This window comes from Pseudoalteromonas sp. R86517 (assembly GCF_042466295.1).
Classification (GTDB): domain Bacteria; phylum Pseudomonadota; class Gammaproteobacteria; order Enterobacterales; family Alteromonadaceae; genus Pseudoalteromonas; species Pseudoalteromonas atlantica.
The window spans coordinates 88,996-111,648 of the sequence record NZ_JAXHCB010000001.1 but is presented as its reverse complement, the minus strand read 5'-3'; the positions used below and the strand labels follow the sequence as shown (position 1 = coordinate 111,648).

Below are 22,653 nucleotides of genomic sequence, written 5' to 3'. Positions count from 1 at the left end.
GATTGTAGATAAGAGATGAAGATGCGTGGATTGCTTGTAAGTTGTGTAATTATTTTTTTGTATGGCTGTAACAGCACACAAACACAACCCGAAACAGACGCACCACAAATTTTTACTCACTTTGAGCCAAGCTACGAAAACCAAATAGAGCTTGAGCCTGTACAGCCAAAACAATTACAGCAAGCCAATACTGCACCGCCGGTAAAGGCAAAAAAAACAATTGTAAAAAAGCGCCCCGCCAAAGCTAAAAACCTATGGGTGCATATTGCCAACAACCTACACTTTACGGTGTATCAAAATCGCGCCTTAAAAAAGCGTATTAACTGGTATTTAAAACAACCTAACTATTTGCCCACGGTAAATAAACGCGCTGCGCCTTATTTGTATCATATCGTAAAAAAAATTGAGCAAAAGCGCCTGCCTATGGAGCTGGCTTTACTGCCCTTTGTAGAAAGTGATTTTAGACCCACCATTGCCTCATCGCAGCAAGCAGTAGGTGTTTGGCAGTTAGTGGCCGCCACAGCGCATCATTTTGGGATTAAATCCGATCAGTGGTATGACGGCCGACAAGATGTACTTGCCTCCACCGATGCCGCACTTGAATACCTCAGCTATTTACACAAACGCTTTGATGGCGACTGGCTACACGCCCTAGCGGCTTATAATAGTGGTGAGGGGCGTGTTAAACGAGCCATTGAGCGAAATAAAAAACGCGGTAAAAGTACCGATTACTTTTCTCTAAAGCTGCCAAAAGAAACGGCCGACTACGTACCTAAACTGTTAGCGCTAAGCTACTTAGTTAAGCACCCGCAAAAAGGCTTTAAGCGTCCTAAACTGGCTAATAAACCAATAACAACGCAAATGAATGTGGGCCAACAGTTTGATTTTTCGGTCATCGCTAAGCTCTCTGGGGTTGGCTCAAAACAGTTGCACGCGCTTAACCAGGGCTATTTAAAAAATCAAAGCTCACCTAATGGTCCCCACTCATTGCTTTTACCTATCGGCCAAGAGGCACTGTTAAAAAGTCAGTTTTTTAAGTCTAATTTTGCAGGCGAATACATCGTTAAAAAAAATGATACGCTATACAGTATTGCAAGACGCTTCAGCATGTCGGTAAGCGCGTTAAAGCAGCTCAATGGCAAACAAAATAATATGATAGGCATAGGTGAAAAACTGCTGGTTGGACAGCCTAAAACGCTCCCAAAATCGCTCACTATAGATTATCAAATTAGTCCTTATTTAGAGCCACAAGAAGTCGTGATCCCCACTCTTGAAATAGACTATGAAGTAAAACAAGGCGATAGCTTGTGGAGCATTAGTCAGCTTTACGAAGTGCCGCACAGTGATTTAGCTAAATGGAACAACTTAAGGGCCTCAAGCATTTTAAAGCCCGGTACGCAATTAACGCTATTTATTCCCCAGGCAGAAAAACCCAAACAGCCGCAGCAAAAACAAGATTTACTGCAAGATCTACAAAAATCACTTATTCAACCACGCTGAGTTTATAAAGCTCGGTATTTCGCGTAAAATCGGCTTTTAACTTAGTCAAAAACTTAAAGAGACAAGCATGCAAATTAGCAAAAATTCAGCAGTTGAATTTCATTACACATTAAGCGAAGCGGGCGAGCAACTAGAAAGCAGTGTAAACCACGCGCCTCTTAGCTATATTCATGGCAGCGAAGGCATGCTTCCTGGCTTAGAAAAAGCCCTTGAAGGCAAAGCCGCAGGCGATAAGTTTAGCGTAACACTTGAGCCTAGCGAGTCATACGGTGAGCGCGTTGACGATTTAATTCAGCGTATTCCGCTTAAGCACCTACAAGGTGACGTAAAAGTGTGGAAACCAGGTATGACTGCGATGGTGCACTCAAACCAAGGCCAACACCAGGTAACATTAGTTAAAGTAGGCCGCTTTAATGCAGATTGCGATTTAAACCACCCGTTTGCAGGCAAAACGCTAACGTTTGATTTAGAAGTGGTATCGGTTCGTGAAGCAACCAGTGAAGAGATTTCGCATGGCCATGTTCACGCTGAAGGCGGCTGTGGTCACTCTCACTAATCACACACCTTAAATTAGGAGCAAGTATGTCTAAGGTTGCTATTGTTACAGGCGGTACAAAAGGCATTGGATTAGCGGTTGTAAAACGCTTTATTGAAAATGGCTACACGGTGCACAATCTGGATATTGAGTACAGCGAGCTGGGGGTTTTTCACCAATGCGATGTGAGTAATGTTAGTGCTGTAAAAGCCTGTATTACGGCCATTTGTAAACAAAGCTCACGCATAGATGTACTTGTTTCTAACGCTGGTAAACACCTCAGTGCTAGCATTGAGGATACCGATGAGCATACTTTCGATGCATTATTTGCATTGAACGTTAAAGGGGCCTATGCGGCTGTACAAAGTGTACTACCCAGCATGAAAGCGCAAAACAATGGCGCCATTATTTTAATAGCCTCAGATCAGGCAATAATTGGTAAACCTAACTCGTTTGCCTACAACCTGACAAAGCATGCTCTTGCTTCTATGGCAAAAACTACAGCACTTGATTACGCCCAATTTAATATTCGCGCGAATGCGGTATGCCCAGGGACAATAGAAACCCCTCTATTTCATAACGCGATAGATGCTTATTGTAAAAAAAGTGGGGCTAACAAGGCCGATATAGTGGCAGAAGAGGCAAGCCTTCAACCGCTAAACCGCTTAGGACAAGCTGATGAAGTTGCCGCGTTAGTTAGCTTTTTAGCAAGTGATGATGCAAGCTTTATAACCGGTAGCCTACAAAATATTGATGGCGGATATACCACACAATGAGCACATGCGGATGAGCCTGAAAATTATTGACCCCCACGTGCATTTTTTTAACCTTGCCGAGGGGCAATATACTTGGCTGCAAGGCGAAAACCCACCAGCATGGCCAAATTTAGAGTTAATAAAACAACCTATTAGCGAAAAAGAGCTACTAGAGAGCAGCGACTTTACCCTCGCCGGCATAGTACATGTAGAGGCTGGTTTTGATAACAACGCCCCCATTAACGAACTTAATTGGCTAACGGCGCATTTAAAAAAGCTTCCCTTTAAAGCCATTAGTTACGCTCAGTTAGATTGCGCACCTGTGCAATTTGCAAAAGCAATAAACGCCCTTGCCCACCCGCATTTAATAGGCATACGGGATATCACCGAAGGCGCAAACGCACAGCGATTATTAAACCCAGTGTGCTTTAGTAATTTGCAAACCCTTTGCCTGCAAGGGCTGTATTATGAAGCCCAGTTTGAGCTTGAAAATACTGCAATAGCCGCTCAGCTTGCTCGTTACGCTAAGGCGCTGCCTCAGCTAAAAATAATAATAAACCATAGCGGCCTACCTAATAATATTAATAACTGGCAGCAAAGCATTCGCATGCTAAGTGCGCACAATAATATAGCGATTAAGTTTTCGGGTTTTGAGCTTTTAGCGTTGAATTTACAACAGCAACAAGATTGTTTTGAAACTATGCTCTCGTACTTTGGCGAGCAGCGCATTATGTTTGCGAGTAACTTTCCGGTTTGCCAAATTAACGCAAGCTATAATGATGTCTGGCATAGCCATCAAGCTTTGTGTAAAACAAATAAAATATGGCACAACCTTAGCTACGCAAATGCTAAGCATTTTTATAACATATCCTAGATAAGCTATATTAAATTTAACCACTTACGTAAATGCGGCAATGACTATGACAATACATTCGCAATTATCAGCCCTTGGCATTTTAACTATTTTAAGTGGTTGCGCATCTAACACGCAGCCTACTCCTAAGCTGCATCATGCCTTACTTACCGAGCCAAATAGCCAAGCGGTAGAGCGTGTTATAGAGCGCTTAATGCATATAAAAAACGTAACGCTTGCTGACGATATCTTTATTCACACCAGTACCTTTACTCTTAAAAACACAAACCGTAGCGATATAACAGCCAATCAACAGCTTAACTTTCCCGATCAATTTGAGTTAATGATAAACAATAATCGCTGCTATATACGCCACCTTGATAGTAAAGCCACCGCTGAGATAAAAGGCGTTACGTGTACAATTAATCTTGCCAATTAAACCCGCTAACTATTCAAATGGTATTGCTCATAGGTATTAGATAAACACAGCTATAAAAAGGCCGGTAAGTGAGTTATCACTTACCGGCCTTTACTTTAAACAATAGCATTTAAATAACGCTCTTTAAATAAAGCTTAAATTATTTAATTTCTACACGCTGCGAGCGCATAACAATCTCATCATTTAATTCAATGCCTAAGCCTGGCTCTTCTGATACTTCAAAAAAGCCATTTTTTGGTTGTGGATCTTGTAAGCACAGCTCTCGGTTCCACTTTTTAATGGCATAAGTATGATGCTCATGAATCAAAAAGTTAGGAATAGCGGTTTCTAAATGAAGCGATGCAGCTGTAGCAACAGGCCCGCCACATACATGCGCCTGAATACGCACATCAAAAATATCGGCGTAGTCACATACTTTTTTAGTTTCAGTAAAGCCACCACATAAACCGATATCGGGTTGTAGTACATCAATGCTTTGATCTTCTAAATAAGGACGCACACCCCAGCGGTTGTATAAACGCTCACCGCCTGCAATTGGCACTGCCACTTTATCTGCTACTTTTGCATGTAAAGAATGGTTTAAGTAGTTAACTGGCTCCTCGTAGTACATGCAATCAAACTCTTCGGCTATTTCACCAATTTGTATAGCAGAGGTCGCGCCAGGTAAGCTGTGGCACTCAAAAATAATATCCACTTCATCACCAACTGCTTCACGTATAGCTTGCATACGAGCACGGTATAGCTTCATTTCACCACGAGAAATTATTTTAGTACGGTCGTAATACGTATTGCCGTCTTTATCGTATTGGATAGGGTCAACTTTTACTGCATCATAACCTTCGCCAATCGCTTTTAACGCCGCTTCTGCGTATTCTTGCGGTTGTACTAACGCTTTAAATTCGCTGTCCCAATCAAACTGTAGCTGCGATGCATAAGTACGTAGCTTATCGTTTACTTTGCCGCCCAGTAATTGGTATACCGGTAAACCAAGTGCTTTACCTTTTATATCCCAAAGTGCTGTATCTATGGCGCTCATTGCTGCATAAACAACAGGGCCGCCACCTAAACCCCAAAAGCTTTCGCGTAACATACGCGACCATAACTTTTCGGTTTGAAACGGGTCGTGCCCAATTAAAAAAGCATCAGCCATTTCTTTTATCATTGCTGCTGCTGCGCTGTGGCCTAAATCGTAAGCCAAACCAGCCTCACCTACACCACTAATACCTTCATCGGTATGAATACGTACAAAAACCGGCGTCCAGGCTGGACGCTCTGGGCAATGAATATCAAATACTTCTACGCGATTTACTTTCATTAAAATTCCTTATTAGCCACGCAGGCTATTGTGCAAAACTGGGATCAAGTCGGTACGCTTTTCGTAACATGGCAGGCCACGCTAATTGCCCACCTGTGCTGCCGCTATGTACCACATTAGCTTGGTTATAAATATTGTCGATAATTGGCTGCGGCACCGGAATAACCTCTTGTGAGCTGGCTTGTAATGCAAGCTGAATTTCGCAGGCACGTTGCAAGTCATAAAAACGCATAAAGGCATCGCCTACGGTTGGGCCTACGGTTAAGCCACCATGATTTACCAATAGCATATGATTGGTATTGCCTAAATCATCTTGTAATACTTTGCGCTCGTCATCATTTACAGCCAGCCCTTCATAGCCATGGTACGACAGCGAAGGGAGCGAAAACATAGAGTATTGGCTTAGTGGCAATAGGCCATTTTTTTGTGTAGCAACGGCAATGGTTTCTTTAGTATGTAAGTGAATAACACAATGAGCATCTTCACGCACTTCGTGAATTGCGCTATGGATAGTAAAACCTGCTGGGTTAATGCTAAAGGGGGTGTCGTCAATAATATTGCCGTGCAAATCAACCTTTACTAGGTTTGATGCAGTTACTTCGTCAAACGTTAAGCCAAACGCATTTACAAGGTAGTGATCCGTGCCAGGTAAACGTGCCGATAAATGCGTGTATATTAAATCCCCCCAACGAAAATGCTCTACTAATCGGTAGCAAGCTGCTAAATCTACGCGCAATTGCCACTCTTGCTCCGACACTTTATTTTTTAAATCTAGTTGGGGTAAATCAATCATAATCAGCCTTTTAAAATACGTACAACAACACAAGTACGAATAGATGTTTAGAAGTCTAAAGCAGTATTAATTTTATAGCAAACACAAACAAAACAGCCACACAATTGTGTGGCTGTTTACGCTGCGCTTTAATTTAAAACGATAATACGTTTTTAAACGCGGTGCTTTATTTTACCTTTGAAAGGTAGTCAGCAATTGCTTCAAACTCTTCGTCCGTTACCGTTGCAACCATTGCTTTCATTGCAGCAGTCATACCATTGCTACGCGCGCCCGATTTAATATCTTTCATTTGGGCCACTAAATAGTCTTTGTTTTGACCATTAATTTTAGGGTATGCGCCCATAATAGGTGCTTTACCTTCTGCACCGTGACATGTTTGACACATTTTTTGGGTGTAAAGGGCTTCGCCATCAGCAGCGGCGGCGTTAAACGAAAAACTTGCGGCTAAACTAATACCCGCGCCTACTATTAGTGCTTTCATCTTGCTCATTATATTCACTCTTCTTTTTGACGGTTAGAAAATAGTCTATTGATTGTAGTAAACAATCTAGTAAAAAGCATACGTATCAATTTACGTTAGGCGATCAAACAAACATGACTAAGTTTTCAGCCATTGTTGTTAACTTTAGCAAACAATACTGAACAGACACTTACCATACTAAATCATCTGGTACTTCAAAGTCTGCATATGGGTCGTCTTCATCTTTTGGTTTGTTTTCAGGTTCAACATGAAAAACAATGTACTTTTCATCAACTTCTGCGACTTTACGCGCCGGCTCATCATCGAGTACGTAAAACTGCCCTTCCAGTACACAAATAGCTAAACGACCACCCGATAACGCTTTTTGAGTTTTCTCGTTTACGTCTATCCCTTTTACTTTGTTATCGTAAGTAAAATTAAAGGTACGCTCACCGCGGATAGAGTCTTGGTTATGATGCTCAAGTATTTGCTTAACACGAGCAACTTGCTCACGTTGCTTAAGCTCTTCATGGCGCGACTGGTTAAGTTCTTCAGCCTTTTTTTGCTGCTCTAATTTAGTTTGCTGTATGTGCTTTTGCAGATCGCTTGGGTTACTGGTAGCCCCTTTTTTTTGCTTTTTTTGTTGCTTACGTTTTTCTGACTTAGCAACTTTAGCTTTGTGCGATGTTGTTAACCCTGCTTGCAGCAATTGGTCTTGTAATGAACCCATGGCTTTGTTCCACTAAAAACTTATATTAGGTTTATTTTAATCACCAACGAGTACAAATAACAGTGCTATTAGCATTAATCTAGCAAAGGGCTGAATATACACTTTGATTTAGCGCAATTGTTAATGATTTAACCTATGAAATATAAGCCATTTTTCATATACTTTGGCTAACTTATCAGCTTATGTTTTAAGCCCTACAATGCGTTTTGCTCACTTACTTATTTGCTCGGTGTTTATATTTTTTGTGCTGTACGCACCTCAGCCTTTATTGAGCTTATTTGCTAGCGAATTTAACGTTCCCCCTGCGCTTGCCGGCAGCTTAATGAGCGTAACCATGCTGCCTTTAGCAATTGCGCCTTTGGTTTATGGGCTATTTTTAGCCAAGCAAAACCCGCTTATTATTTTACGTATTGCTATGTTTATTTTAGGAGTGAGCTGCATACTGTTTACAGTAGCGCCAAGTTTTGAGCTATTACTTTTGGTGCGTTTTATACAAGGCTTAACCTTACCTGCCGCGCTTACCGCGATGACAAGCTTTATTGGTATACGTTACAGCGCAGATGCCTTACAAAAAAATATGACCTTATACATAGGCAGTACCATAGCTGGGGGCTACTTTGGCCGAGTATTGGCCGCTTTATTTAGTGATGTATGGCATTGGCAAAGTTTTTATTATGTTATTTCGATTGTGCTTATTGGCCTGGCTATAAGTATAAAGCCCACGGGCTTTGTGGTATCTAATCAGTCAGCACTTACGCCGTTAACGTATATTAAGCAGCTAAAAGATGCGGCAGTACTAAAATTGTATGGCGCCGTTTTTTGTATGTTTTTTTGCTTTGCAGCCTTATTAAATTACCTACCGTTTATTTTGCAAAACACCTTTTTAATTACAAACACACGCGATATTGGCTTAGTGTACAGCGGCTACTTAATCGGTGCTTTAGCATCTATTGCAACACCTTGGCTTGCTAAAAAAGTGCCTTCAGCTTGGCATTTACTTGCTGCGGTTTTTATCGTGTATAACTTAAGCATTGTATTACTTATAAGCCAGCAACTGAGTGTGTTTTTAATCGCGTTTACGTTATTTTGTGCTGCTATGTTTGTTATACACTCAAGCGCTGCTCCGCTTGTTAACAAGATTAGCAAAGCGCCTGCAAGTGTAACAAATGGCGGGTATGTATCGTTTTATTATAGTGGTGGGGCGCTGGGCTCGTTATTGCCAGGTATTGTTTATCAACACTCAGGGCAAACTGCATTTATGCTTTGCTTACTGAGTGTGTGTTTTATTGGTTTAGTCTTAGTCACTTTAGGCTATCGAGAAGGTAAAAACATTACCCGAGGCTGATGCCCTGTATGCTCAAAAAAGGTATTTAAATCATTTTTTGAAAGCAGCCAAGTTTGAGTGTTTTCAAACGGGTGACAATGAAACAGCTCGTTAAACCAAATATCTTGATCAAGCCACAAAGTAACATTGCTTTGTTTATCGTTTGCTAAAGCAAGCATAGACACACACCCGGGCGCCACTTTTAAATAACGTGCTAACCGCTCGCTAGAGGCAAACCCCAACCGAGAAAGCCCCTGTTGCTTAGATAGGGTTTTTAAATCGAGCTGTTTGTCGTGTGCGGTAATTACTAAAAAGTGCTTTTTGCCCTCGTTATCACGCAAAAACAAGTTTTTAAGTCGCGTACCTGGGCGCTCCACCATAAATGCATCAGCATCTAAACTGGTATGTAACGCAGGGTGTTCTATTACATCGTAATTTATACCTAATTGCGCTAACAACTGCGCAAGCTTTTCTTTATCGGCCAACATACTACAAACAACGCCCTCTTAGCTGCACACTTAAGTCACGCCATAGTACTTGTGTAATTTCGTGTTTATTTTCACAATAGTTATTTTCACTGAGGGTTTCGTTTAAAAACCTGACGGCTTCATCCTCAAGCTTAAGTTTTAACACACTAGAGTCTTCGAAGTGTTCTTGTTCTATGTAACGTTTTACATCAGAGCGGCTCGGTCTTTTTTCGCCTCGCCCGCCGTTATTTAAGTTTATGTTACTGCGATGCTCAGCCTTTACCGATACAACATAAGCAAATATTTTGTTACCTTGCTCATCCAGGTTCTCATAAAACTGCTTGTTATTTATTTCATAAGGAGGCGCTTCATTACTGGCACACCCTGCAAGTAGCAAAGCAAGTATACAAATACTTTTTTTCATTGTTTTTGTCGTTTCGCGAGGTATTTTTCTCGAGTCTATCAAAAATAAACGATAACAGTTAAATATTGCTAAAAAATACTTGACCAAATTTATAAAAATATTTAAAGTTCACCCCGCTTGGAACTCAGCAGCCAAGTAATTACAACTATGTAATTTAGGAATGTGGGGCTATAGCTCAGCTGGGAGAGCGCCTGCCTTGCACGCAGGAGGTCAGCAGTTCGATCCTGCTTAGCTCCACCACTTTCCTACTCTTCTATTACTTCCTATTTTTCATCGTCTTATTATTCTTTTATCTTCTACACAATAACTTTTATATTTGCTCATTCCTTGTTTGTTTAGTCTTTGTTGGCTATAAATTATCTCATCTGTAGCAGTGATACTTTTGGCTTAAACAATGGATACCCCTAAACGCACCACATTAAAAAAGCTCGCTGTCATCGGTTTAACCGCCGGCGTAGTTACGCATGTACCTTATGTGTTTGCCCGAAAAAAAGTAACCCTAAGAGTCTTAGGAACACATGTAACGCTACAAGAAGCCATTCGTAAACAAGCAATGCTTGATTTAGGCATAAATATAGAATTTTCCCCTGCAGGTAGTGCTGCCGTATTACAAAAAGCCTCCATGGACCCTGGCTCATTTGATTTATATGAGCAATGGTCAAACAGTATAAATGTGCTTTGGCGGGCGGGGTCTATTCAGCCCATAGAAAAAAAACGGCTAACCTACTTTAATGAAATAAATTCTCTTACCAAAACAGGGAAACTCACTCCCGATGCAAAATTAGGTGCAGGCGACGCCCCTTATAAATTACTCAACGTACAAGAGGACGGCACACTAAGCGCAAACGAAAGCGATTACATTAGCTTTTTACCTTATGTACATAATGTTGACTCTTTTGGCTATAACACCGCCAAAATAAAACCTGGTATTGCCTACGAAACTGAAAGCTGGGGCTGGTTACTTGATGATGCCCACCGAGGTAAAGTAGGTATTGTAAATGCACCCACAATTGGCTTATTTGACCTTGCCTTGGCAGCACAAAGCAAAGGGTTTATAACATTTAAAGATATTGGTGCGATTACTCGCTCCGAGCTTGACCGTTTATTTAGTATTTTAATTGACTATAAACGCCAAGGGCATTTTGCAGGTTATTGGAACTCGGTGCCAGAGTCTGTTGAATTTATGAAAAGCCAACGCGTGCACATAGAAAGTATGTTTTCCCCCGCTGTGGCCGCGCTCAATAGCCAAAATGTTAACGTGCGATTTGCCGCCCCAAAAGAGGGCTATCGTGGCTGGCATGGGGTAATGTGCTTATCGTCACAGGTTAATAATAACCAAAAAGATGCCGCATACGATTACATGAACTGGTGGCTTTCGGGTTGGGCCGGCGCATTTATTGCTCGCCAAGGGTATTACATTAGTAATCCACAGCGCTCAAAAGCAATGCTTTCACCAAGTGAATGGGATTACTGGTACTTAGGCAAGCCCACTACGGTTGACTTACTAAACCCCCAAAAACAAGTCGCAGTAAAAGCCGGCGAGCAGCGAAATGGTGGTAGCTATTTAAAACGCTTAAGCAATGTAGCTGTTTGGAATAGCGTTATGCCGACTTACGATTACAGCTTGCAAAAATGGTATGAGTTAATAAGCAGATAATGATAACCCGTTCAATAAAATCAAAAATAATAATTGCCCTATGCGTATTAATTACTTTATTAATTTTGCAAAGTTACCTATTCAATTATTCGCAAAAATCACTTTTTGAGCTGCAAAATGCGCAGCACAAAGCTTTATTACAAAGCGAGTCCGTTACCCGTTTAGAAAACGATGTGATTTCTTTACAAAGCCAAGCTATTGCTTATCTAGATCATGCTAATAGCAATACCATTGAAAAGTTTAATGTGCACTTAAATGCTGCAAAAAGGGATTTAGATACGCTAAGTACACATTTAAATGAGTATGATGAAAACTATCAAAACAATATAAAGCGCCTTAACGAGTACTTAAATAATTACCAAGATACATTTAATCGCGTAGTCGTTAACAGAACCAAACGAGAGCAGCTGTACATTACACAGTTCAAACAACCTATTGAAGCGCTAAAAGCACAACTTAATGAGCTTAAAAAAAACACGCTAACCAGCAAGCAAAATAAAATAGTGAATACCCTTTTAACTATTAGCAATATAGAACAAGCAACAACCAATTATTTACACAAGCCAAATTATGATGAAGCACAAAATGTGCAAGATAACCTAGCACACTTAAATACCCTACTGGCGAGTATTGAAACCGCTAATGTTAACCTACTTAATAATACTGACGAGCTTGAGCAAGCGTATAGCCAATTAGTTATTTTAACCCGTAGCTACACGTTTTCGATAAATGTAGTTTTAACAGGAATAGAAAACGAGCTGCTTTACCTAGCCGAAAAAATTAGGGATGTAGAGAAGCAAAAGCTCACCCAGACCGAGCAGCAGCTAAGAGACCACGTATTAAAAAGTACCGAAATGGCCAACCTTTTTGCCGCGCTGATCACTGTTATCATAATAGTAATTACCTTTTTTATATTTAACTCTGTCATTAAGCCCATTGCGAAATTAACTAAGCTGTTAAATGATATGAGTAATGAAAAGCAAGTAACACTAAATAGTGATGAGCATCATCAAAATGAAATTAACTCGGTTATTACCGCGGCTAATGCGCTGTATTTAAAAAACAAACAAACAAAAGAGCTACTAGCAGAAACCCAAGCGCTTAATTCTAAAATGGAATTAATGAATAAAGAGCTTACACTTGCCATCACCCAAGCAAAAAATGCCAACCAAGCGAAAGGTGACTTTGTAGCTAATATGAGCCATGAGCTTCGCACTCCAATGAACGGTATTTTAGGCATGCTGCAGCTATTACAAAGCAGCGCTCTTCCAGCAAAACAAAAACACTATGCAGATAAAGCGTTTTCAAGTGCTCAAAACTTACTGCAAATACTTAATAACGTACTCGACTTTTCAAAGCTTGAGTCTGACAAAGTAAAGCTTGAATCAATCCCTTTTACTTTGCATACCGTGGTTTCTAATGTAAAAAATTTATTTTCGGTAAATGCTAAACAAAAAGGGTTGCGCCTTAATTTTGTATTGCATGTTGATGCAGGGCTAGAGCTGATAGGCGATCCACTGCACTTGAGCCAAGTTATTAATAACTGTGTAGGTAATGCCATTAAATTTACAGATCGCGGTGAAGTAACCGTAACAATTGAAGCCACAACACAAAATGAGCAGCAAATACAGTTACGCTTTGGTATTAAAGACACTGGCATAGGCATGACGCCAGAGCAAACAGAATCCATTTTTGACTCGTTCTACCAAGGCGACTCCAGTACAACACGTAAATATGGCGGCACCGGATTAGGTTTAACTATTTGTAAGCAACTAACCAAGTTACTAGGCGGCGAAATACAAGTACGCAGCACACCCCACGTCGGGAGTGAGTTTTATTTTACACTACCGTTTAAAATGACGAGTAAAGAAGCGCTTAAAAAGCATGCCTTACTAATTACTCCCGATACTGAGCAAATAAAATCACTCACTAAGTTATTAAGTAGCGCTGATATTACTGCAGAAATTACCCAAGAGCCGCTACGTGCAATTGCAAAAATGTCTCAACCGAGTAACCCTTTTAATATTGTGATCATGACGTTGTCACACAAAGAACTAAAAGATAATTTTATTTTGCAGCAACTGTACTTACAAAAACAAAAAAATAAACACAAACTACTGCTTATTTTACTCATTAACGATCAAGAGCATCCGCAGGCAGTCCCCGATAGCGATCATATTGATATTATAACAATAGGTAATACTCACACTGATTCTCAGTTAATGCGTTTATTATTGCCCGACTCAACACAGCTTAAAGAAGGAGAGTCTTACCCACAGTTTACCGGTTACACCGCACTTGCAGTAGATGATAACCCTGTAAACCAAGAGATTCTTGAAGCACTATTAACTAAAATGAATATGACTGTTATCTCTGCAAGTAATGGCGAGGAAGCACTCATTAAAGTAGAAGAAAACACAATTGATATTATTTTTATGGATATTCAAATGCCAGTGATGGATGGCCTAGAAGCGACACGTATACTGCGTCAAAGGGGTTATACAACGCCTATTGTTGCTGTAACTGCAGCTGTATTTTCTAATGATAAAAAAGCCGCCATTCGAGCCGGCATGGATGACTATTTAGTCAAGCCGTTATTATTTGGTCTGCTTTGTGACAGCATAGAAAAGCATCTAACAAAAACCCATACGTTATGTACATTAAACCTCGATGTAGCACGCTCTAATCTTGAAGATAATAATGAACTCATTAATTCAATATTCACTAAGTTTAATACCGATTACAGCCACTTTATGGAGGTTGCTGTAAAGCACTTGAAAAATAATGAGCATAAAACATTAGCTAGAGCGATGCATAACTTAAAAGGCTTAGCCGGCACCCTAGGGTTAGAGCTACTAGAGCAAAGCGCTAAAAAAGCAGAGTTAGAACTGAGCAGTAACGCATGCACCGATCTTAGTGTTTTTAATGAACAATTGACCTTAGCACTTTATGCAGTCAGACAGCTACTGGTAACAAACTCCTATAATCATCAGCCAGAAGCTATGAGCTCTGGGCAAAATCCAGATACATTAATTGATGAAATCTATTCTTTAGCGTTATCTGCCCGCCCTATTCCTAGTAAATTAGTTAGAGAAATTGCGCTTCAAAAATTCGATCATTCCCATCCATTATTCAAGCTAAAAGAGGCAATAGATAACTTTAACTACGCTTTAGTGATTAAACTTATTGATAAATACAGAAATAACTATAAAAACTAGACAATTATGGCAACTATAAACTAACTTTAAGGGGTAATTAAAGAATAAGGATTTAGTGTGCATTCAACCTTTCTCGCTGGCAGCAATCAACCTGCAGTAACTCAACCGCGAAAGCCTTTGATACTCATTGTTGATGATGAACCTAGCAACCTACATGTATTAGTTGAGGGCCTACTTGCAGACTACGATGTACGCATTTCAACAAGTGGTGAACAAGCGCTTGTATTTGTTGAATCCACACGCCCAGATTTAATTTTACTCGATATTATGATGCCAGGCATGGATGGCTATGAAGTATGTAAAAGATTAAAAGCAAAGCAAAATACCAAAGGCATTCCCATCATTTTTGTCACCGCACTTACTGAAGTAGAGTCTGAAGAGAAAGGCTTTGCAATGGGCGCCATTGATTATATTCATAAACCTTACAAATTAGCTTTGGTTAGAGCGCGCATACGTACGCACATTACTGCACAAGGCATGCTAGACAGACTTATCGAAAAAAACTTTGACTTACACGACAAATTACTCGAAATAGAAGCCCTTGCAAAAGAGTTAAGCCAACGCGAGGAAGAGCTAAAGCAGCTGTCATCTAAGCAAAAGTTATTTTACCAGGCACTTACTAGTACCGCCGATGGTGTTGTAATTACTAATAGCGATGGCAAGATTATCGCTGTTAATCCATCATTTTGTAGAATTACCGGCTATTGCGAAGCTGAATCGTTGGAAATGGATTTAAAAGAGATAAAACAAAATAATCACCCAAGTATTAGCTTTGATGAAGTATGGAAGCACGCTAACGAAGCGGGCTACTGGAGCGGTGAACTTGTAACCCGAAGAAAAAATGGCGAGCTATACCCTGAGCTATTAACACTTAGCATGGTAAAAAGCGAGCAAGACACCAACATTCACTACATTGGCGTTTTTAGTGATATTTCAAGCGTAAAGGTAACGCAAGAGCGCATAGATTACCTAACTTGGCATGATGAGCTTACAAAGCTACCTAATCGTAATGGCTTTTTAAAACAGTTAGAACAACAACTACAAGATTGCAGTAGCGATAAAACATATGCCTATATTTATATTATCGACATTGATAGCTTCCACTCTATTAATGATGGCTTAGGGCTTTTAGCTGGGGATAATATTTTAAAGGAGCTTGCTCAGCGTATTCATGCCAATGTAGATAAAAAAGATATTATCGCACGCTTAGGCAGTGATGAATTTGCCGCCTTATGTAGCGTAGATAAAGGAATTGGGCGTACACGTGCGCAATCAATCGCCGAAAACAAAGCGCAAGAGCTTTTAAACGCAGTTAACCGCCCTTTTGACGTTGATGGGCAAGAGGTTAGCTTAACAATTAGTATAGGCACTTATATTTTCCCGCGAGACGATGTATGGGAAAGTGCTATTGAGACAATCAGAAATTGTGAAGCAGCCTGCTATAAAGCCAAAGAAAAAGGCGGAAACAGAGTTACATTTTTTGATACTACATTTGGCGAGCAAGCTAAACGACGCTTTGAAATTGAACAAGACTTAAGAAAAGCCATTCCTCAAAATGAGCTATCCATATTTTTGCAGTCGCAATTTGATAGTAAGCAAACGTTAAAAGGCGCAGAAATACTGCTGCGCTGGGATCACCCTCAAAAAGGCTTTATAAGCCCATGTGAATTTATATCAATAGCTGAAGAATCTGATGTTATTTTTGAATTAGACTGCTGGGTTACGACTAATGCACTTAATTTACTTACCAAGCTTAAATACAGCCACCCAAGTTTGAATATTTCGGTAAATATAAGCGGTCGCCATTTTCATGAACCGCGATTTTTAAACTTTATAAGCCAACAAATTAAAAGTGTTGATATTAATCCTCAGCAACTCACAATAGAGATAATAGAGGGGACGTTACTTAATCACATGGAAGCGGCCATTGAAGCCGTACACTACCTTAAAAAGCTGGGCGTACGTGTATCAATAGATGACTTTGGCACGGGCTACTCAAGTTTAACCTACTTAAAACAGTTACCTATTCATGAGCTAAAAATAGATCGCTCATTTGTGCTTGAAGCCCCCACTGATAACAACGATAAATTAATTATTGATATGATTGTCAGCCTTGGCAGGTTGTTTCAATTAGAAGTGGTAGCGGAAGGAGTCGAGAATCAATCGCACTTTGACTTATTACAAGAGTACCCTGAGGTTATCCTACAAGGGTACCATCTGCACCGGCCTGAGCCATTAGAAAGCTGGTTAGAAAAACTAAACCATACTTTGCAAAACGCATAAAAAAACGCCGATTAAACAATCGGCGTTTTTTTATATATGAAGTACGTTACTTACGTACTTGGCCTTCGCCATTAACTAAATACTTTTCAGTTGTAAGTGACTCAAGCCCCATAGGACCATAAGCATGTAGCTTAGTTGTAGCTATACCAATTTCAGCACCTAACCCTAATTGCGAGCCATCTGAGAAACGCGATGATGCATTTACCATTACTACCGATGCATCAACACTGCGTTGGAAAAGCTCAGCCGCAGTATCGTTTTTAGTACAAATAACCTCAGTGTGGTTTGAACCAAATTGAGCAATATGCTCCACAGCAGCACTAAAGCTTGGTACTACACGAATAGCAATTTCTAAATCTAAGTATTCTTCACCAAATTCATTATCAGCAAGTACTGTAGCATTATCGAAGTATTTTGCGGCTTGCTCATCTGCATTAATTTTCACACCTTCTTGGCGCAATACAACGGCACATAAATTTAAAAATTCATCAGCAACGTCTTGGTGAACCACTAGCCCTTCAAGCGCATTACATACGCCTGTGCGCTGTGTTTTACCATTTAATAGTAAATTAAGTGCAACCTCTAAGTCGGCATCTTTATCTACGTATAAATGACACACCCCTTTAAAGTGCTGAATAACAGGAATAGTACTGTTTTCTGTAACAAAGTTAATTAAGCCTTCGCCACCTCGTGGGATGATTAAATCAATACTTTCGCGTTGCTGCATTAGCTCCATAAGCAACGCACGGTCTGGATCAGGAATAACTGAGATCAGCGCTTTAGGTAAGTTATGTTTTTCAAGTACACCGTGCATTACACTCGCAATGGCTTGCGAGCTTTTAAGGGCTTCTTTACCGCCACGTAAAATAACACCATTACCCGATTTAAAACACAATGCGCCTGCATCCGCAGTTACATTAGGACGCGCTTCGTAAATCATACATACAACACCTAATGGCACACGCATTTTACGTATTTTAATGCCATTTGGGCGCTCTGTAATGTCACGTAGCTGGCCGACTGGATCATCTAAACTTACAATAACTTCAATACCCTCTGCCATTGCTTCAATGCGCTCTTCGTTAAGCGTAAGGCGATCGATCATCGAAGCGGCTAAGTTATTATCGCGTGCTGCGCTTAAATCACTTTCGTTTTCTTTAATTATAAATGCTTTTTCTGCGCGTAAGGCTGCCGCCATTTCGGTTAACACTTGGTTTTTGGTCTCGGTGTCGAGTAAAGCAAGTGTGTTTGCAGCTTTTGCTGCCTGGCGTGAAATATCCGTAATCAAACTCATGACTTCTCCAATAATGCGATATCTTTTTCTGAAATAACAGGACCAATAGAATCCTGCATTTTTTCGCTAAATTCACTTTGCTCGTTATCTGCAATAAAGCTTAACAAGCAACTACTATAATTTGCGGTGGCTTTTGCTAAACGTGTGCCATCCTCGCTTCTAACTAAAATGGTATCGCCAATGGCAAACTCACCATGAACTTCCATTATTTCGTCGCCACGTATGCAACCGTTTTCACCTTCAAGAGACTCATCAAACGAGCCATCTACAACTACTTCACCTTGCTCATTGGCTGTATGCGTCATCCAGTGCACAGCTTCTTGCATTGGTTTTTCATAAGGAAGGAAAACACTACCAGGGTTGTCACCTGCCAATAATCTATTAAAGGTTTCTTCTTTAAAGCCATTAATAATATAAGTAGCAATACCGTGAGACGTTGCTTTTTCGGCAGCTTCAATTTTGGTTTTCATGCCACCGGTTCCTACAGAGCTTGTAGCACATCCTGCCATAGCATAAATAGACTCATCAATTGATTTTATTTCAGGCAGTAAAACTGCATCGTCGTGCAAATTTGGGTTTTTATCATACAGCCCATCCACATCAGAAAAAATCATTAATGCATCGGCATCAGCGGCCGCCGCTACCATGGCCGATAAGTTATCGTTGTCACCTACTTTTAAGTCATCAGTTGTTACAGCATCATTTTCGTTAATGATAGGCAGTACACCATGCTCTAACAAAGTAAAAATAGTTTCGCGAATACTTTCATAGCGCTCACGGTCACGCAAATCACCATGGGTTAATAATAATTGCGCTGAAGGAAAATCGAAAAAGCGATCCCACATGGCCATCATTTCAGTTTGACCTGCCGCTGCCATCGCTTTTTTCATCACAACTGAACGTGGAATGTCAGATGGGAATAAGTGTGAGCCTGCAGCTACTGAGCCTGAAGATACTAAAATAACTTCAATACCACGAGCACGACAGCGAACAATAAATTGCGCAATGGTTAATAAGTAGCGTGAACGGCACCCATCTTGATCTGGAGCAATTAATGCACTACCTACTTTTAAAACAATACGACGCCAATTTAACTTTTGCATAAAATCTCAACTTTCCATTTTATCTGCATTCACATAGTGTGAACTAAAACTAGGTAATTGCGTATAAAACACGCAATTTCGAATAGGTTGTTTGTTTATACACTTTTTAAACGCACGCAAATACACGACCTAAAATTGCTTTTAGATTTGTAAAGACATGAAACAGCACCAACCAAAATAAATGGAGGTCTATTAAATATAAAAATAAAAAGTGTTGTTTATGTATCGCTGTAAAAAGCTGTGTGCGGCCTTTTTGTTAACAACATACATAGAGCCTCTAAAGTCAGATACACCAACAGATAGGGTGATGACTTAAGGACCGAGATTTAGCCGCCACGATGGGAGCTAAACATTGAAAGTAATAGTTCAACTCAAACATTTATTTACTTAATTGCTTAAATAAACTTGTTTGAAAAAACCATACCAAGATATTCAATAATACAATAGCTACTAATTAATGGTAAAAATAGCTTACAAATCTATTATTACAGGGCAAATATGACGCTAGTATTAATACATACCGTTATTTTGCAAAATTATATTTAGATGACTAATTGTTTGAACTCTAAATATAATACGACATTTCAAGGGGTAAGATCAAGGCTAAAAATCACTCTAATGTAGAGCTACGCCTCACTTCAAAGCGGTTAATCATTTAAAATCAAGGAGTTATATTTATTTTTGAGTTTTAATTCAATTTTTATAAATAAATCAATAAGTTTAACCTACAATTTTTGTATTAAGCGCTAAAATTTTATTAGCAAATTAAACATTTCACGTGTATACCCCTGTATTAATATTTAACAAAAGTTATACTTTTCACATTGTGATAAATAAGGAATTCTTAATTTATGTCAGCAATTTATATAGCCGGTATCGCACTTTGTTCGGTGCTTGCCCAATGGGTAGCGTGGGCGTTTAAAGTACCCGCTATCTTGTTCTTATTGCTTACCGGTTTATTGCTAGGGCCGTTTAGTGGTGTATTAGACCCTGATGCTTTACTGGGTGATTTATTATTTCCTGTTGTGTCACTGAGTGTGGCTGTCATTTTATTTGAAGGCTCCCTTACTTTGCACTTTAGAGAGTTAAAAGGCATAAGTAAGGTCGTACGTAACCTGTGCTCTATCGGCATGATCACCACCTGTGTGGTAATAAGCTTAAGTGCCTATTGGTTACTGGAGCTTAACTGGCGGGTGGCTGCAGTATTAGGCGCTGTACTAGTAGTAACGGGGCCTACGGTAATCGCCCCTTTACTTAATTCGATGCGCCCAACACAAGATATTGACCGTATATTACGATGGGAAGGCATTGTAATTGACCCAATCGGCGCTCTTTTTGCTGTGCTTGTATTTGAAGCTGTCATGCTGGTAGGCCAAGGAGAAGTGCTTAGCCACACTATTGTTGCACTTGTTAAAACAGTCGGCGTAGGGCTTTCTATAGGTGTTGTTGCGGGCTGGATCACCACACAGCTTATGCGCCGTGAATGGCTACCGTTTGAATTACATAAATTTGGCATACTTGCCTTAGTGCTTATTAGCTTTTCGGTATCTAATCACTTAAGTCACGAATCGGGATTATTGGCTGTTACCGTATTTGGTATTTGGCTTGCTAATCAAAATGATTTAGAAATCGATTCTGTACTTGAGTTTAAAGAAGACTTATCGATGATTTTAATATCATCGCTGTTTATTTTACTTGCTGCGCGGCTACAGCTTTCTGACTTGATGATGTTAGACAGCGACGTATTTATATTCCTTGCAGTGGTGTTATTTATAGCGCGTCCATTGTGTATTGCCATATCTACTTTTGGTACTGACTTGCCAATGAAATCGCGCTTGGTGCTATCGTGGATAGCCCCTAGAGGTATTGTTGCAGCTGCTGTTGGCTCGGTATTTGCGCTAAGTATGATGGAAGCTGGCGTAGCTGATGCAGAAAAAATGGTGCCGTTAATATTTACCGTTATTATCATCACTGTGGTATTGCAAAGCTTAACTGCTATTCCTGTTGCTAAACTATTGGGCGTGCGCCAACCTTCTCCAAATACCATACTGATTATTGGTGCAAACCATGTATCTCGCGCTATAGGTAAAGGCTTACAAGAGCAAAGCATTCCTGTTCATCTATCAGACCCCGCATGGGAGAACTGTAAAATGGCTCGTATGGACGGCCTTGCCTGTTATTATGGTAACCCACAATCAGAGCATGCTGAGCGTTACTTGCCGCTCACAACAATAAGAACGGTATTAGCACTTTCACCAAACCGCCACCATAATGCGCTTGGTGTACAATATTTTTCTCACTTGTTGAATGAAAAAAATGTATTTTCACTGCGCTCATCTACCTCGCATGCTAAAGCGAATAAAGACAGTGCAACATTCCTATCTAGACAAATTTTGTTTGGTGAAGATGGCTCTTACGCTCGCCTAAGCAGTATTATTGCTAAAGGCGGTAAAGTAAGTGCGACGCGTATTTCAGAAGAATTTGATTGGGAAAAATACCAAGAGATGAACCCTGAAGCGATCCCGTTGTTTATTTTAAAAGGTGATAAAGACAACGACGACGATACGCCAGTAAAGCTTCGCCCATTTACCAGTAATATGGAAAAGCCACCGCAAGAGGGAGAGCGTATCTTTGCACTTCAGCCGCCAAAAATGTCGGTATTAAAAGACCCCGCAAAATCAAAAACTAAAGAAGAGAGCTAACCTCTTTTCGTTATTGCAAAAAAGCCCTAATTAAATATTAGGGCTTTTTTATTTTATAAAAATAGCGTGCATTATCGGCACTTACATGGGCAATCTCGCGCGGGCAACAACACTATCGGGCATTTTTTGAGCGAGTAAGCTAAGCGCACGCTCAATTTTTTTATGGGTTGCTTTATCTGCCACCATGGCATTGAATAACCAGCGGTACGCATCTTCAAAGTCACGTGGGCTTCCGTAGCCTGCATTAAAAAGCTTCACCAGCCTTAGCTGTGCTTTTAAGTTCCCTTGCGCTGAGGCCTCTCGTAAATAGGTAATGGCCATAGCTTTATCTTGCTGCACTAAGCGACCCGTGTCGTAATACCGTCCAAGCTGCTCTAACGCAGCCGCTAAGCCTTGTTCAGCTGCTTTACGCATGTAGTACACACCTAATTCCACATTGCGTTCAACACACACGTTATATGCCAGCATATCGCCATATAAAAATTGGTAAGATGGCAGCGCCATTTTATTGGCCCTTGCCTCTATATCTTGTACTAATTGACAATCGTCTGCCTTTACACGCTGCAAATGTGTATTTTTATTTATTAGTGCAATCAGCTCCGGTTCGGTATAAAGCGGCACCGCAGCGGGCGTTTCTTCAGCTAACACATTGCTACTTATAGATAAAAGTAACGGAGTGAGCAAAGACGCTAGAAAAGTGTTACAGGTAGATAGGCGCATGTTTACCACGTATAAAATAAAACTTATCAAATAATATACAAAGATCGTTCCAAGGTGAATTTTAGGCATAAAAAAAGCTGC

Annotated in this window: 19 protein-coding genes and 1 tRNA gene; 11 read left to right on the top strand and 9 right to left on the bottom strand. The window is 40.2% G+C overall.

What is annotated here, in order from left to right; genetic code table 11:
• Nucleotides 1-21: 21 nt before the first annotated feature.
• From SJY38_RS00495 to SJY38_RS00475, 5 genes are all read left to right on the top strand, one after another.
• The gene (locus tag SJY38_RS00495; protein ID WP_286743332.1) at nt 22-1,500 is read left to right on the top strand and encodes a LysM peptidoglycan-binding domain-containing protein; all 1,479 of its coding nucleotides are present in this window, start codon (nt 22-24) and stop codon (nt 1,498-1,500) included.
• A gap of 67 nt (nt 1,501-1,567) precedes the next feature.
• Nucleotides 1,568-2,056 carry a peptidylprolyl isomerase gene (locus SJY38_RS00490; protein ID WP_024031457.1) on the top strand — a complete coding sequence of 163 codons (489 nt, stop codon included), beginning with the start codon at nt 1,568-1,570 and terminating at the stop codon, nt 2,054-2,056.
• Between the two features lie 26 nt (nt 2,057-2,082).
• Nucleotides 2,083-2,811 (top strand): SDR family NAD(P)-dependent oxidoreductase, encoded by a 729-nt coding sequence (locus SJY38_RS00485; RefSeq protein ID WP_029772595.1) that lies wholly within the window; start codon nt 2,083-2,085, stop codon nt 2,809-2,811.
• Nucleotides 2,812-2,821: 10 nt separating this feature from the next.
• Nucleotides 2,822-3,664, top strand: a complete 843-nt coding sequence (locus SJY38_RS00480; protein ID WP_286743337.1) for an amidohydrolase — start codon at nt 2,822-2,824, stop codon at nt 3,662-3,664.
• A gap of 46 nt (nt 3,665-3,710) precedes the next feature.
• The gene (locus SJY38_RS00475) at nt 3,711-4,082 is read left to right on the top strand and encodes a hypothetical protein (RefSeq protein WP_286743340.1); all 372 of its coding nucleotides are present in this window, start codon (nt 3,711-3,713) and stop codon (nt 4,080-4,082) included.
• A gap of 139 nt (nt 4,083-4,221) precedes the next feature.
• Here SJY38_RS00475 and SJY38_RS00470 read toward each other — a convergent pair whose 3' ends face one another.
• From SJY38_RS00470 to SJY38_RS00455, 4 genes are all read right to left on the bottom strand, one after another.
• Entirely contained in the window at nt 4,222-5,397 is a 1,176-nt protein-coding gene (locus SJY38_RS00470; protein WP_004587647.1) for a mandelate racemase/muconate lactonizing enzyme family protein, read from the bottom strand.
• A gap of 25 nt (nt 5,398-5,422) precedes the next feature.
• Nucleotides 5,423-6,190, bottom strand: coding sequence for a class II aldolase/adducin family protein (locus SJY38_RS00465; protein ID WP_024031462.1), 768 nt, complete (start codon nt 6,188-6,190; stop codon nt 5,423-5,425).
• Between the two features lie 166 nt (nt 6,191-6,356).
• Nucleotides 6,357-6,680: a c-type cytochrome gene (locus SJY38_RS00460; protein WP_004587649.1), complete on the bottom strand. Its 324-nt coding sequence runs from the start codon at nt 6,678-6,680 to the stop codon at nt 6,357-6,359.
• Nucleotides 6,681-6,840: 160 nt separating this feature from the next.
• On the bottom strand, nt 6,841-7,380 hold the full coding sequence (locus SJY38_RS00455; protein WP_029772599.1) for a DUF2058 domain-containing protein: 540 nt from the start codon (nt 7,378-7,380) through the stop codon (nt 6,841-6,843).
• Nucleotides 7,381-7,579: 199 nt separating this feature from the next.
• Here SJY38_RS00455 and SJY38_RS00450 point away from each other — a divergent pair, with 199 nt between their 5' ends.
• On the top strand, nt 7,580-8,725 hold the full coding sequence (locus SJY38_RS00450; RefSeq protein WP_029772600.1) for an MFS transporter: 1,146 nt from the start codon (nt 7,580-7,582) through the stop codon (nt 8,723-8,725).
• On the opposite strand, the gene SJY38_RS00445 is transcribed toward SJY38_RS00450, so the two are convergent.
• Nucleotides 8,692-9,192: a prolyl-tRNA synthetase associated domain-containing protein gene (locus SJY38_RS00445; protein WP_029772601.1), complete on the bottom strand. Its 501-nt coding sequence runs from the start codon at nt 9,190-9,192 to the stop codon at nt 8,692-8,694. The genes SJY38_RS00450 and SJY38_RS00445 overlap by 34 nt on opposite strands.
• Nucleotide 9,193: 1 nt before the next feature.
• Nucleotides 9,194-9,595, bottom strand: a complete 402-nt coding sequence (locus SJY38_RS00440) for a hypothetical protein (protein WP_138611310.1) — start codon at nt 9,593-9,595, stop codon at nt 9,194-9,196.
• A gap of 164 nt (nt 9,596-9,759) precedes the next feature.
• Here SJY38_RS00440 and SJY38_RS00435 point away from each other — a divergent pair.
• The 4 genes from SJY38_RS00435 to SJY38_RS00420 all read left to right on the top strand — a co-directional run bounded on the left by SJY38_RS00435 (nt 9,760) and on the right by SJY38_RS00420 (nt 16,753).
• A tRNA-Ala gene (locus tag SJY38_RS00435) sits at nt 9,760-9,835 on the top strand.
• A 154-nt stretch (nt 9,836-9,989) separates the two neighbouring features.
• Nucleotides 9,990-11,252: a PotD/PotF family extracellular solute-binding protein gene (locus SJY38_RS00430; RefSeq protein WP_377109061.1), complete on the top strand. Its 1,263-nt coding sequence runs from the start codon at nt 9,990-9,992 to the stop codon at nt 11,250-11,252.
• A complete protein-coding gene (locus SJY38_RS00425) occupies nt 11,252-14,470 on the top strand; it encodes an ATP-binding protein (RefSeq protein ID WP_377109059.1) in 3,219 nt (1,072 codons plus the stop codon). The genes SJY38_RS00430 and SJY38_RS00425 overlap by 1 nt, the downstream gene beginning before the upstream one ends.
• Before the next feature lie 57 nt (nt 14,471-14,527).
• Complete coding sequence (locus SJY38_RS00420) at nt 14,528-16,753, top strand: EAL domain-containing protein (RefSeq protein WP_289106339.1); 2,226 nt, start codon at nt 14,528-14,530, stop codon at nt 16,751-16,753.
• Nucleotides 16,754-16,799: 46 nt separating this feature from the next.
• On the opposite strand, the gene SJY38_RS00415 is transcribed toward SJY38_RS00420, so the two are convergent.
• Nucleotides 16,800-18,047, bottom strand: a complete 1,248-nt coding sequence (locus tag SJY38_RS00415) for a glutamate-5-semialdehyde dehydrogenase (protein WP_004587657.1) — start codon at nt 18,045-18,047, stop codon at nt 16,800-16,802.
• Nucleotides 18,044-19,150: a glutamate 5-kinase gene (gene proB / locus SJY38_RS00410; RefSeq protein WP_004587658.1), complete on the bottom strand. Its 1,107-nt coding sequence runs from the start codon at nt 19,148-19,150 to the stop codon at nt 18,044-18,046. Before proB ends, SJY38_RS00415 begins: the two co-directional genes overlap by 4 nt.
• A gap of 851 nt (nt 19,151-20,001) precedes the next feature.
• Between proB and SJY38_RS00405 the strand changes: the two genes are divergently transcribed.
• Nucleotides 20,002-21,852 carry a sodium:proton antiporter gene (locus SJY38_RS00405; RefSeq protein ID WP_096740241.1) on the top strand — a complete coding sequence of 617 codons (1,851 nt, stop codon included), beginning with the start codon at nt 20,002-20,004 and terminating at the stop codon, nt 21,850-21,852.
• 81 nt (nt 21,853-21,933) lie between these two features.
• Here SJY38_RS00405 and SJY38_RS00400 read toward each other — a convergent pair whose 3' ends face one another.
• A complete protein-coding gene (locus SJY38_RS00400) occupies nt 21,934-22,572 on the bottom strand; it encodes a tetratricopeptide repeat protein (RefSeq protein ID WP_248443967.1) in 639 nt (212 codons plus the stop codon).
• Between the last annotated feature and the right edge of the window lie 81 nt (nt 22,573-22,653).